The organism is Paenibacillus sp. PvR098, assembly GCF_017833255.1.
Lineage (GTDB): Bacteria > Bacillota > Bacilli > Paenibacillales > NBRC-103111 > Paenibacillus_G.
This window is the reverse complement of record NZ_JAFIBU010000001.1, coordinates 2083536-2096806: the sequence shown is the minus strand read 5'-3', so window position 1 is coordinate 2096806 and position 13271 is coordinate 2083536. Positions and strand designations below refer to the sequence as shown.

The window sequence follows — 13271 nt, the reverse complement described above, 5'->3', positions numbered from 1 at the left end:
TTTAGGCGCCCCCGCCGGGTAGGCCTGGGGCGCGCTGTTTTAGAACGTGCGTACTACGTTATAAAGTGTATCTCTCTCGACTGGAAGGCGACCTGCCTCCCGAATCATGTTGATGAACGTTTCTTTAGGAGTCATCTGAACCGAATCGTTGCCCGCGGCATGAATGATTTGCTCTTCCATGACCGTTCCGTCAAGATCGTCTACTCCAAAGCTCAGTGAAACTTGAGCCAGCTTCATGCCGATGGCCATCCAGAAAGCGCGGACATGAGGAACATTATCCAGCATCAGCCTGGCTACAGCGAGCAGCTTCAAGTCGTACCAGCCGGTCGTTTCGCCGGTGATTTGGTATTCTTCTGCGAGCTTTGTATTGTCTGGATGAAAAGCAAAAGCAAAGAAGGCTTGAAACCCGCCGGTTTCATCCTGCAGCTCCCGAATGCGAATCAGATGATCCACCACGTGTTCGGGTTTTTCGATATGCCCGTACAGAATGGAAGCATTGGACTTCATGCCGAGCGAGTGGGTTTTTCTGTGAATGTTGAACCAACGGTCTGAATCTGTTTTGTGTCCCGAAATGATCTCGCGGATTTCCGGATCGAAAATTTCCGCTCCTCCGCCCAGAATCGAGCCAAGGCCTGCTTCACGCAGCCGTTCGATCGTTTCTTCCACCGAGAGCTTCGATACTCGGGCGATATAATCGACCTCAACAGCTGTGAAAGCTTGCACATGGATGTCGGGCAGGTGACGCTTGGCCAAACGAATCATGTCCTCATAATAGGAGAACGGGAGCTTGGCGTTGACTCCTCCGACGATATGCAATTCGGTGAAGTTTTTGCCTACCATGCCTTTGAACTTCTCTTCGAGCTGCTCGAGCGACAAAGTATATGAGCGAGGGTTATCCGGCTTCAGACCGAATGCGCACAACTTGCAATCCAAGTAACACACATTCGTGTAGTTCAAGTGGGTATTCACGATAAAATACACATGATCCCCGTTGATCCGCCGACGCACCATGTCCGCCATCATCCCGACTTCCAGCAGGCGGTCTGATTTCATGAGCCGGACGCCGTCTTCGAAGCTGAGCCTTTCGCCGCGCATGACCTTATCCCGAATATCGTCAAGTGAGGAAGACTGTACAGTAAGGGTCATATATTGAAGTCTCCTTATGACTGGAATGAAATAAACAATACTTCTTATTATAAACCTACTGAACGAGCGGGGCAACCACATGATTCAGGGAAAGCGCTTCCTTAGTAAGTTTTGAATATTAATAATGAATCATGCATTGATAAAATGAGTTGAAAATGTATAATGTAATACATTACATATTTTTTTCGAGTTTAAATATTATACATTTTTTTCATTATAGATCTTGTTTAGGGCGGTGTAACGACAGTGTTGGTTCCTGGTTCTCCAGATAGCTGTTCGGCTATCTCCAGTGAGATTGAAGAGGTCCGCGGACATTTAGTCAGCTTAGGAATTCAATTCGGACTAATGCATCCGGAAGTACAGCGGTGCAGTCAACAGTTGGATGAATTATTGCTTCGTTTTTATGCTACAAAGCTTGGTAGGGCGACCAAAGCGTCAACTTTGTAGACAAAATGCAATAAGGCATAAACTGCCCTTGAGGTACGGGTTCGAAATGGAGTATACTTATAAGTAGAAACTTATTTTTAGCGTAAGGGAGGCAATATCATGATTACCATTAGCGAAAGTGCTTGCGATAAAATAAAGGAAATGCTGGCGGCGGAGGAAGCATCGAATCTGTTCTTGCGTATCGGCGTTAAAGCTGGTGGCTGCAGCGGCTTCTCCTACGGCATGGGCTTTGACGATAACCAGGAGCAGGACGATACGGTCTTGGATATTCATGGCCTCAAGGTCGTCGTAGACCAAGAGAGCGCCAAGTATCTCTACGGAGTCGAAATCGACTTCCAAGACGCAGGGATGGGCGGCGGCTTCACCATTCAAAATCCTAATGCAGTAGCATCGTGCGGTTGCGGATCTTCCTTCAAAGTGAAGGACGAAGAAGGTACACCTGAGAAGTGTGACGACAAAGTCGAGGCTTGACGAACATACCCTAATCGTACCTGATGATGGGATAAGAGTGACAGCCTTTCGGGCTTGTGTGTTGTAAATACACAGGTCTCGGAAGGTTTTTTATTGTGATCGCTGGGAGAGAAAATTCCTATGCAGCATATGGATAGCCCGCTCGTCTATAACAGTGAATATATTTACTAGGGAAAGAAAAAAGATGGCTCGTCAGATCATGGGAATTCGCGGAGGTTAAGGACATAATGAAAAATTCCATATTTCTTTTGGTAATCATGTTTACTATTGTTATTCTAAGCGGTTGTGGAGAAACGGGGACGAACGGGGTTGCGCCAGCTTCTCCACCGAGTGCAGTGCTTCCTGCGGGAACAGAGGAAAAGAAAGATAATGCGGGTACAACAGAGGAAAAGAACGATGATGTGGGTACAGAAGCTCCCCCGGCGATTACACCGCCGGAGAAGAACAAGGAAGAAGCCATAAGCACCGGCATTGGCGCAGCGGCACCTTCACCGAGCGAGCAGCAGACCGTTAACAAAGACACAGACCATAAGGTGAGTATCGATTATATTAAGAACCATTTAAAAATGGACATGACTCAAGACCAAGTGGAAGCACTGTTCGGCGCAAAATATACGGAAGTAACGAATGCTATGGAAGGCAATATGATGTGGCGTTATGATTTGGGAGCAAAGCCAGGCTACAGTTATTCGGGAGAAATGGATTCCGTAGACCTGGAAGGCTTGAATAATCAATCGATTACGATCCAATTATTTATCGACTGGTCTGAAGACAACGACGTGGACCACTACTCCTTCTTATACCTGAAGGATGGACAAATCAATGAGTATCGTGTTTTCCACGACGGCTTAGTTAAAGAAAGTATCATTTAAGAATAAGAATAAGAATAAGAATAAGACTAATGACTAATCATATTTGAGGACCCTTCGGGGTCTTTTTTTTGTATACGATCACTTTTGGCTATGTATAGATTTGTCCGCAGATGGAGACCCTCCTATTTAAGGGGAGGTATAACAGAACATATGTTAACGAAAACCGCAAGCCATGCCAAATGGATTGGTTGCATCATACTGATGCTATCCGTATGGATATGGTTTGAACAAGAACAAGGGCAAACTGTACACCGTAACACAAATATGGTTTCTGCCCAGGTCCAAAGCGTTTCGGCTGGTGTTACCGATATGAGCCGTTCTGCTGACTCATCCAAGAACCCGATAGACCCGACAGGAGAAGCCAAGCTGGTTTCATCCCAATCGGGCGGAGAAAAGCAAGTACGAAATTACAAGGTTTTTCCGCATAGTGGACAGGATTTATCCAAATACACGGCTGTGGAAGTGACCGCAACAGGATACTCCGCAGGGAAGGAATCCACGGGAAAAAGTCCTGGTCATCCCGAGTACGGGATTACTTTTTCAGGCATGATGGTGGCTAGAGATGTGCAGTCTTTCTCAACGATTGCTGCAGATCCGAAGGTATTCCCGATGGGTACGGTTCTCTATATTCCCGGATACGGCTATGGGGTTGTTGCCGATACAGGCAGCGCGATTAAAGGCAACCGGATCGATTTATACTTTGAAACAAAGGATAAAGTCTACCAAGAGTGGGGCAAAAAGAAGCTCAATGTGTTCGTGGTGAAAAAGGGAGACGGGAAAATCAACCTGACCCTCTGGAATCAATTAAAAAACGAGCTTCTGTTTTAAATTTCCATCATAAAACCCTTCTGATCCATCCATAATAACGGATGTAGGGGAGGTGATATCAATGGCCAAAAACAATAAGAACAATAATATGAACAATAATATGAACAATAACATGAACAATAATATGAAAAACGACACGGAATTCTCCGAAGAAGTCGTTGCGAATAACGTAAAGCAAGCTGCTCAGAACAATCCGAGCGAGGGCGCTAACAACAACTCAAGACAATAAGCCATTGATTTGAACAGAGAACCAAACGAATGGAGTGCAGACTGGTAACAGTCGTGGCACTCCATTTTTGTGGTTCTACCACCTCTTCAGGCTCCCATTAGACTAAAAAAACAGATAATGGTAATATTTGAACTATCCAAATGTAACCTTGGGGAGGGTAAATCGAATGAAAATGGCTTTTATTTCGGATATTCATGGCAATGCCATCGCGCTTGATGCAGTTCTTAATGACATCAAGAACAAAGGAGTCGATAAGATCTATGTCTTAGGAGATCTTTCTTACCGCGGTCCCGAGCCTAAACGTTCCTTAGACCTGATTCGTTCCTTGAATACGGAAGTCATTAAAGGAAATGCGGATGAATGGGTTGTCCGTGGTGTCCGGGAAGGGGAAGTGCCTCAGAAAGCCTTAGAATTAATGAACATAGAACGTCAATGGACAGTGTCCCAATTGGAGCAGACGGATCTTGACTATTTGGCAGGCCTGCCCACCCAAATACATTGTGAGATTGACGGGATTGGAATCCATTGCTTTCATGCAACGCCGGATAGCCTTTTTGAAGTCGTTCTTCCGAACGCGGATGATGACATATTAGAAGCTCGTTTGATGAAGTCATCCGACGCGCAAGTCTATGTTTATGCGCATATTCATAAGCCTTACATAAGGGTTATCCATGGCAAAATGATCTTGAACATTGGCAGCGTTGGGCTGCCGTTTGATGGCCTGGCAAAGGCTTCTTATGGTGTTATAGAAATTGAAGAAGGTAACCTCCGAACGTCTATACAACGGGTCAGCTTTGATCAGGATCAAGTAATCGAGCTTTATAAGGAAGTACAATACCCTAATGCAGACATGATGATCGGGATTATTCGCAATGCTGAAGTAAAGTAACCGAACGGAAATAAGACATGCTCACAAAAGATTTATTGCATCACTTTCAATAAGCTGAAGAACTACCGTATTTTGGCAGAGCCGGTGGAATTCTCAATAACCGTTACCTATCAAGGAGAGTCCATACATGTAGATACGTTTAGTTCGTTTGTGGAGCGAGAACTATGGATTCCAGATGGTGTTGATCCGATGCCCTAGTCCAAAGATTATTGAATCAGGCTAATCTAATACAATCTAACGTGAAATAACTCCTTTTCTTTCCGGGAACAAACAGTCTAGCGTTCTAGTTACGCAAATTAAATTGCGCACCATGACATCATTGTTATGGTGCTTTTTTGTTTCATTGTTTTCCAAACCATAGCATACCTCGAAAAGATATCATTTTTTACAATTGCTAGTCCTCTGAGTTAAAATTTATTGTGAGGTGACTTATGCGAAATAAAAAGTTCTGGTGGATTGTTGTAGTACTTTGGTGTTTTGCGATATATATGTTTACTGCTTCTCCTGTTTCAACGGGCTCAAGTACCCAAGCTATTATTGGGAGTACTATAAACATTTCCGATTCCGCTTCAGCTATTCTAAATTTGATCGTAAGAAAGGCATCACATGCAATTGCATTCGGGTTGTTAACTTTATTTGTTCTCTTTGCACTTAAAGGGTCCAGAAAATCGTTCATATTGGCTTGGTTGTTTGCGACTTTATATGGGGCACTTGATGAAATTCACCAAAGTTTTGTTCCTGGACGCACTGCCGCTGTGATGGATGTTGGGATGGATTCTTTTGGAGCACTTGTAACACTGGTACTGGCTAAGTTATACATTAAACTCAAGGGAAAGGAAGCGGTATAAAGCTAACGAAGTCCCTTGTCATACATTTGTACTTGTATACAATGGCATGCAATCCGCGACATACAGACAGTTGGCCTTTTCGAGAGTTCCAGGTTGAATAAGCTTCTTGTGACTGGGTATAAATTACAACTTAACGAATCAAACTAAAGCGTAGCCTATAACCTAGTTCGCAGGAGGTTGACCGAATGTATTTCTACAAAGAAGATTTAATCAACATGATTGTTCCAGATAAGCCGGATCCTGCGGCAGCCAAAGTGCTTCAAGAGATTCTTGGCGGTCGTTTCGGTGAAATGCGCACGATGATGCAGTACTTCTTCCAGAGCAATAATTTCCGCGGGAAAGCCACTCAGTTCCGTGACTTGTTACGCGGTGTCTTTCTGGAAGAGTTAAGCCATGTGGAGCTCGTTCAGCATACGATAAACCAATTGCTCACCGGTTCCGGTGAAGAAACCCCAGGCAACGCCGGATCAGACGGCGCTCCGCTAGATGAAGCGGTGAAGCATGCTAATCCGCACCATTTCATCATAGGAGCCCAAAGTTCGCTGCCAGTGGATGCTGCCGGCAACCCTTGGATGGGGAACTATGTGTACAACCATGGGAACCTGATCAGCGATCTGCTCGACAATCTGGTGCTTGAGTCCACCGGTGTTCTTCAGAAATCCCGGATCTACGAGATGAGCTCCAACAAAACGTTCCGTGAAACGCTTGCATTCTTGATCGTTCGCGATAACGCGCATCAGAACGCTTTTGCAAAGGCGCTGGAGACACTCGGCGTTAACTGGGGCAAGCTGTTTCCTGTGCCTAATTACGATATTAACAAGTATCCGGAATGCCGCAAATATGTGGAGATGGGCTTCCACAATGCCCAATTTAATTTCCGGTTAGATAACACCAGGATCGGAGAGATTTTTAACGGCCAATCACCGAGCAGAAACGGCGGAAGCTTGGAGGTAGTTCAGCCTCCTGAAGGTTTTCCTCTACCGTACATGCCGGAATTGCCTAATGAGCACAGCCCCGGATTATACGATCTGAATGCGTAAGCAGGGCCATTAAAAGGTAAATGGACACGAGTTAAAGTTAGCCAATAGGAATAATATGCTTAGAGGTGAACCAACATGAAATGTGTCTATTGTGATAACGTGAGGAAATTCAAAGGGAAAAATCACTGGTGTTACGTTTGCTCCATCATAAAGCCCCGGTAAGGGGTTTTTCTTTTGCCACGAAAGATCTGATGAGCGTGTATACTTACGAAGTTCGTATAATTTTCCCAACAGTAGCCTATTCTATGTGTAGATTACAACACAGATTATGGTTGGAGGAGATACGGATGATTCCCTTGGAATCGACGCTAGTAAACCGCAAGGAAAATTTTGATCAGGTACGGAATTATTTACATGAACATGAGTTTGCTCTAGGCGGCAATTGGGACTATGAGCACGGCAGCTTCGACCGATATTTGGACGAGAGTCATTTGGTCTGGCTTCGCATCCCGTTTCAAGTCATCCATGGTGTTCTGGATGGGGATTCGGACTCAACGGATGCGATTGTGCAAATCGGGACTCCGTTTGTTTTGAAGCATGTATATAATGAGGGTTTAGACAAAGAAGCTCAGATGCGAGTCACCGGAGCGCTGATCGATCAGTTTCAAGAGCCATTAGACAAAGATGCTCAGGTTGAGGACAAGTGGGTTGACCAAGCGAATTCGCTATTGAATGAACTGGAGCGGGGATGGAAGCATTAGCACATCCCTCTGGATGACGGAAGCGGTCGGGTGAGCGGCTGCGGCTGGTTGTATGGTCGCATTGAGCGTTTGCTAGCGATTGTCCGCCCTTCCAGACCCTCGGAAGCTAGGGGCGAAAATGCTTACTTTTTTAACTCCATTTTATTTTCTATTAAGGTTTCTTTAAGGTTGCGAGTGCAATATGAAAGACAAGAACAGCAAGAGCCAAGCAATCATTAAGAAACCTGAAAGAGATGGAGGTTTTATCTCATGGATAACAACAATAACAAAAATAACAGCAGCGGAAATCCGTTGGATGACTTCTTTCGTCGTGCGAATGACGGTTCCTATCAACCCCAGGAGCAAGAGGATAATGAGAAACAGGCGTTGAAAGAAGAGACAGCGGCAGGGCAAGAGCCCCATTCTTCTCATTATTATTCCTACGGGCCATTCAAGCCTAATGGAGAGGATGCAGCGGGAAAAGTAACCACAGGCGCGTCGCCTGTGGAGGTCACGCCTCCCAAACCGCTTCGACCTTATAACTTTGAATCATCGGATGATTCGAACATGACCCAAGCCCAAGGAGGCATGGGGAACTGGCAGGTCGGCAAGCCAAAGCGCTCTAGCGGCTTTCGCAGCATTTTTGCCTCGTTCATGGCAGGTGTGCTCGTTGTAGGCTCACTGATGTTTGCTTCAGATAAAATGAACCTGTTCACCGGTGCTGAAGGCGTGATGAATGGAGCAGGCGGGTCGAACGGCTCGATTCCGGCTTCGTCAGCCAACAATGGGAACGTGCAGCCTTCCGCGCTGGATATGAGCCGCCCGAACAATATTTCGGGCATTGTCCAGCAAGCAAGTCCCGCGGTAGTTAAGATCGAGACCAAGGTAAAACCTAGAAGCTCGAGCAGCTCCGGCAATCCCTTGTTCGAGGATCCGTTCTTCCGTCAATTTTTCGGTGATAACTACGGCGGTCAGCAACCGGACAGCGGACAAATGCAGCCTGGCGGCATGGGAACCGGCTTCATTTTTGAAAAATCCGGATATATTCTAACCAATGAGCACGTGATTGATGGTGCGGATGAAATTTGGGTGTATGTGCAGGGTCACGAGGAGCCGTTCAAAGCCGAGCTTCTTGGCAACAGCTACGATCTTGACTTGGCTGCTTTGAAAATCAGCGGAGAGAAAGACTTCCCCATGCTGCCGCTTGGCAATGCGGATAATCTCAACGTCGGTGATTGGGTGGTCGCGATTGGGAACCCATACGGCTTTGACCACACGGTAACGGTTGGCGTGCTTAGCGCGAAGGAACGTCCGATCAGCATCCCGGACAACAACGGGACTCGCGAATACAAGCATCTTCTGCAAACCGACGCTTCGATTAATCCGGGGAACTCCGGCGGTCCGCTGCTGAATCTGAACGGTGAAGTCATCGGGATCAATACGGCGGTTAGCGCAACAGCGCAAGGCATCGGCTTCGCTATTCCGACAAGCACGATTTCTGCGGTGCTGGACAACCTGAAGAATAACGTGGAAATTCCGAAAGAACCGGCTCCATACATCGGGGTTAGACTGGGCAATGTGGAGAAGGATTGGGTTGCCGATCTGAAGCTGGAGAATACCGAAGGCGCGATTGTTTCCGATGTTGAGCGGAGGAGCCCCGCTTTTACTGCTGGTATCCGTCCTTATGACGTCATTGTAGAAGTAAATGGAGCCAAAGTGAAAACATCGGCGGAGGCCGTCAGCGCTATTCAAAAAATAAAGGTTGGCGACAAGACAACCATCGGCCTGATGCGTGACGGACAGAAAGTAAACGTCGATGTCACGATTGGAGACCGGAACGCGCAGCAGCAATAATGAATGATAAGCAGAGCGGACCATTTCGGATGCTCTGCTTTTTTTTGCGTTAGAGATGTTTCGCAAGCTTAAGCATAATTTGTTAATATGAGGAAAGAAAAGACTTAGGATGCAATGGATTTTGCAATCACGTTGAGGATGGTGCCGAGGAGATATGAGAGAGAAAATATTAGTGATTGACGATGATGAAAAAATCACCTCGATGCTGCGCCGAAGCCTTGCGTTCGAAGGGTATACGGTACTCACGGCGAATCATGGCATGGACGGGCTGAAGCAAATTTTGGAGAAGGATCCGGACACGGTCATTCTGGATGTCATGATGCCGCAGCTGGACGGTTGGGAGGTTGTGCGCCGCATTCGGGAGGGCGGTTCCAGCGTACCGGTGCTGATGCTCACCGCGAAGGACGAGATTTCGGATCGGGTCAAGGGACTTGACCTTGGGGCGGATGATTATTTGGTCAAACCGTTTGCGCTGGAAGAGCTGCTGGCGAGGGTACGTGTGCTGCTGCGTCGTAAAGCGGCGGCCAAAACAGAGCAAGAGACCAACAAAGTACAGTATCTGGATGTGTTTATGGACCTCGATACCCGTGAGGTATTCCGGGGAGGACAAAGAATTGATTTAACGACAAAGGAGTTTGAACTGCTGCACCTGTTTCTGCAGAATCCGAGAAGAGTGCTATCGCGCGATGTTATTATGGAGAAGATCTGGGGATACGATTATAGCGGGGAATCCAATGTGCTGGAGGTTTATATCGCCCTTCTACGGCAAAAAACGGAGGAGTATGGGCACAAGCGAATCATCCAGACTGTGCGCGGCGCAGGTTACGTGCTGAGAGGAGAGGGCTGACATGTCCGTTCGTTTGCGCCTGACGTTGTGGTATACGGGCATTTTGTCCGCAACGCTGCTGCTGCTCGGGATAGGACTTTATTTCTTTTTACATTATATCTACTACGATAGCTTGAAATCTCAGCTGCAGCAGCAGGCCGAAAGCGTCAGAACGCGGATTGTTCCGCAATTTTCCTTGTCGGATAAAGGATTGACCTTGGAATTCCGTTACTCCGGGTCGGGACGGGATTTACTCCGATACAATAACATGTATTTTCAGGTTGTTAACCTGCAGAACGGCAGTAAATTTTACTCCCCCAATGTGGAAGAGGCCAGGCTCCGATTTCCGGATATTCCGCAAAAGAAGATTTCATGCGTTCTGGACGGAGACTGCCAATTCGAGAAAATGAAAATCGACGGATTGGACTTCATGGTCTATTACACGCCGATCATCTCCCAGCGAGGCGAGGCGATCGGGATGATGCAAGCGGGGACCTACATCGAGCCTTATGAACAGCTGCTCGCCATGTTACGGTTGATTCTTACGGTCACGGCTCTGTTCAGTATTGTAATTGCTTCCTCGGTGGGTTGGTTCCTTGCCCGCAAAGCGCTGCGTCCAATCGAGCAGGTGATTGTGGCGACCAATCAGATTGAAAAAGGAGCCGACCTCCAGAAACGGATTGAGTACTATGGACCTAATGATGAGATTGGCATACTTACCCAAACGATTAACGGCATGCTTTCGAGGCTGCAAAGCGCGTACGATGAGCTGGAAGAGGCTTATCGAGCACAGCGGCGGTTTGTTTCGGATGCTTCTCATGAGCTGAGAACACCGTTGACTACCATTCGCGGTAATGTGGAGCTGTTGGAAAAGGTATGGAAGCAAACCGCTTTGCAGTCAGGTGAGGAGAATGGCGACCGTCTGGAGCTTTCTATAGAAGCCATGAAGGATATATCGGGAGAAGCGGAGCGGATGTCGCGCCTCGTAGGTGACCTGCTGTCGCTTGCACGCGCTGATGCAGGATTCCAGATGAGCAAAAAGGAAGTCGAGATGCGGTCACTGCTGGATGAGGTCGCGCGCAAAGCGCACATGCTTCCGCGTACAGCCGATTTTATCGTGGGAGACCTCTCTGCCGGAGAAGGCGTATACGTTAGCGGCAGTCCCGACTATCTACAGCAGCTAGTGTTTATTTTTGTAGAAAATGCATTTAAATATACGGAGCAAGGCAGTGTAAGATTAGAGGCTCTGCGGCACAAACACCAGATTGGGATCCGCATTGCGGATACGGGAATTGGGATGGACAAGGAGGAAGTTCCACATATTTTCGACCGGTTTTATAGGGCTGATCCATCACGCGGCCAAAAATCAGGGACGGGGCTTGGACTGTCCATCGCCAAATGGATTATCGATGAGCATGGCGGCTCGGTTGAAGTCAAGACCCGCAGGGACGAAGGAACGACCTTTGTCATTTGGCTGCCGATTGTCTCCGAGGGGACGTCTCGGGAGACAGGGCATTCCCTCCCGTCAGGCAATGAAGTATAATGGAAGGTAGAAACGAAAATTCGACAGACGGGCAGGTGCTATGATGGACGTTATCAAAATTTCTCCCCGCGGCTATTGCTATGGCGTCGTCGATGCCATGGCGCTCGCCATGCAGACGGCCAAAAATTTAAATTTGCCTAGACCGGTTTATATATTGGGCATGATAGTACACAACGCGCATGTGACAGAATTTTTTGAGAACGAAGGCGTCATCACGCTAGACGGGGCGAATCGTCTTGAAATTCTCGAAGGAATCGATAAGGGCACGGTCATTTTTACCGCTCACGGGGTTTCTCCCGAGGTTCGCCGCAGGGCAAGAGAGAAAGGACTGACCGTGGTAGACGCCTCTTGTCCTGATGTGACGAAGACGCACGATCTCATTCGAGAGAAGAGCGCCGAAGGCTATCAAATTATTTATATCGGCAAAAAGGGCCACCCCGAGCCGGAAGGTGCGATCGGTGTAGCGCCTGATCATGTGCATTTGATTGAGAAGCCTGAGGAGATCGATCAAATGGACATGACCTCGGACAAAATCATCATCACCAACCAAACGACGATGAGTCAATGGGATATTAGACATATTATGAACCGCTTGCTGGAGCAGTTCCCGCATGCGGAGATTCATAACGAGATCTGCCTCGCTACGCAGGTTCGGCAGGAGGCCGTAGCCGAGCAGGCGAAGGAAGCCGACCTGGTTCTTGTGGTCGGGGACCCGCGCAGCAACAACTCGAACCGGCTGGCACAGGTGTCCGAGGAGATTGCCGGAGTCAAGGCATACCGAATCGCCGACGTGAGCGAATTGAAGCGTGAATGGCTGGAGCCTGTCCGCCGAGTAGCGGTCACGTCCGGCGCCTCCACACCGACCCCGATTACCAAAGAGGTTATCAATTATGTGGAGCAGTATGATCCGAACAATCCGGAGACATGGGAGATTCAGCGTACGGTCAATATGGCCAGACTGATTCCCGCACCTAAACAGAAATCAGTCTAGGAATAAACAATGAAGGAAGGGTTGGACGGCAGCAGATGAATAAAACAGCGAGAAAGAATAAACGAATAAAACTTCATAACATCCGTCGCTGGTTTAAATATCAATATGTGCTGCTGACAAGGGCCAAAGGGGGGCCTGCGATGGTAGCGCTCGGCTTTTCCATCGGTTTGGCCATAGAGATGTTCACACTGCCGACCGCGGGGCTTGCTTTTTTCCTGATTTTCCCTCTGGTGTACACGCTGCGGGCGAGTATGGCAGCGGCTTTAATCGGCTTCGTGTTCGGCAAGGTCATCTATATCCCCATGTCCTTCATTAATAAACAAGTTGGAGCACTGGTACTGCCAAGCGACATCAAGATCCATCTGCAGCAAATGCTGCCCGAGTGGCTGGATACGTTCATTCGATTCAACCTGAAGCTTTTTGTCGGGGGAGTGATTGACGGTGCGGTGCTTGGGCTGCTCGTATTCTATCCGATCAAATGGACGTTGGTGTGGTATGACGGTCAGCGAAAGGAAAAACGCAGAAAACGGAAGGAACAGCTGTTGTCTTCCGAGGCCAAAGGCTAATTCAGATGATTATAATCAAAGTATTGACGGAGAGCTAATCT

At 47.6% G+C, this 13271-nt stretch carries 15 protein-coding genes; 14 read left to right on the top strand and 1 reads right to left on the bottom strand.

The window, feature by feature from the left end:
• Nucleotides 1–39: 39 nt before the first annotated feature.
• Nucleotides 40–1146, bottom strand: coding sequence for an aminofutalosine synthase MqnE (gene mqnE / locus JOE45_RS10445; protein ID WP_210020257.1), 1107 nt, complete (start codon nt 1144–1146; stop codon nt 40–42).
• Nucleotides 1147–1392: 246 nt separating this feature from the next.
• On the opposite strand from mqnE, the gene JOE45_RS10440 reads away from it, so the two are divergent.
• The 14 genes from JOE45_RS10440 (at nt 1393) to JOE45_RS10375 (ending at nt 13230) form a co-directional block, all read left to right on the top strand.
• On the top strand, nt 1393–1593 hold the full coding sequence (locus tag JOE45_RS10440; protein ID WP_210020258.1) for an aspartyl-phosphate phosphatase Spo0E family protein: 201 nt from the start codon (nt 1393–1395) through the stop codon (nt 1591–1593).
• A gap of 99 nt (nt 1594–1692) precedes the next feature.
• Complete coding sequence (gene erpA / locus JOE45_RS10435; protein ID WP_210020259.1) at nt 1693–2064, top strand: iron-sulfur cluster insertion protein ErpA; 372 nt, start codon at nt 1693–1695, stop codon at nt 2062–2064.
• A 227-nt stretch (nt 2065–2291) separates the two neighbouring features.
• A complete protein-coding gene (locus tag JOE45_RS10430) occupies nt 2292–2936 on the top strand; it encodes an LptM family lipoprotein (protein WP_210020260.1) in 645 nt (214 codons plus the stop codon).
• A gap of 150 nt (nt 2937–3086) precedes the next feature.
• A complete protein-coding gene (locus JOE45_RS10425; RefSeq protein WP_210020261.1) occupies nt 3087–3764 on the top strand; it encodes a 3D domain-containing protein in 678 nt (225 codons plus the stop codon).
• Nucleotides 3765–3825: 61 nt separating this feature from the next.
• The gene (locus tag JOE45_RS10420; protein WP_210023619.1) at nt 3826–3993 is read left to right on the top strand and encodes a hypothetical protein; all 168 of its coding nucleotides are present in this window, start codon (nt 3826–3828) and stop codon (nt 3991–3993) included.
• A 166-nt stretch (nt 3994–4159) separates the two neighbouring features.
• On the top strand, nt 4160–4882 hold the full coding sequence (locus JOE45_RS10415; RefSeq protein ID WP_210020262.1) for a metallophosphoesterase family protein: 723 nt from the start codon (nt 4160–4162) through the stop codon (nt 4880–4882).
• Nucleotides 4883–5313: 431 nt separating this feature from the next.
• A complete protein-coding gene (locus JOE45_RS10410) occupies nt 5314–5730 on the top strand; it encodes a VanZ family protein (RefSeq protein WP_210020263.1) in 417 nt (138 codons plus the stop codon).
• Between the two features lie 185 nt (nt 5731–5915).
• Entirely contained in the window at nt 5916–6770 is an 855-nt protein-coding gene (locus JOE45_RS10405; RefSeq protein WP_210020264.1) for a manganese catalase family protein, read from the top strand.
• A 287-nt stretch (nt 6771–7057) separates the two neighbouring features.
• Nucleotides 7058–7471 carry a YugN family protein gene (locus JOE45_RS10400; protein ID WP_210020265.1) on the top strand — a complete coding sequence of 138 codons (414 nt, stop codon included), beginning with the start codon at nt 7058–7060 and terminating at the stop codon, nt 7469–7471.
• A gap of 249 nt (nt 7472–7720) precedes the next feature.
• Nucleotides 7721–9304 (top strand): S1C family serine protease, encoded by a 1584-nt coding sequence (locus tag JOE45_RS10395; protein WP_210020266.1) that lies wholly within the window; start codon nt 7721–7723, stop codon nt 9302–9304.
• A gap of 154 nt (nt 9305–9458) precedes the next feature.
• Nucleotides 9459–10151 (top strand): response regulator transcription factor, encoded by a 693-nt coding sequence (locus JOE45_RS10390; RefSeq protein WP_210020267.1) that lies wholly within the window; start codon nt 9459–9461, stop codon nt 10149–10151.
• A gap of 1 nt (nt 10152) precedes the next feature.
• Nucleotides 10153–11673, top strand: a complete 1521-nt coding sequence (locus tag JOE45_RS10385) for an ATP-binding protein (protein ID WP_210020268.1) — start codon at nt 10153–10155, stop codon at nt 11671–11673.
• A 43-nt stretch (nt 11674–11716) separates the two neighbouring features.
• A complete protein-coding gene (locus JOE45_RS10380) occupies nt 11717–12664 on the top strand; it encodes a 4-hydroxy-3-methylbut-2-enyl diphosphate reductase (RefSeq protein ID WP_210020269.1) in 948 nt (315 codons plus the stop codon).
• A gap of 35 nt (nt 12665–12699) precedes the next feature.
• Nucleotides 12700–13230 carry a DUF2062 domain-containing protein gene (locus tag JOE45_RS10375; RefSeq protein ID WP_210020270.1) on the top strand — a complete coding sequence of 177 codons (531 nt, stop codon included), beginning with the start codon at nt 12700–12702 and terminating at the stop codon, nt 13228–13230.
• Nucleotides 13231–13271 lie beyond the last annotated feature (41 nt).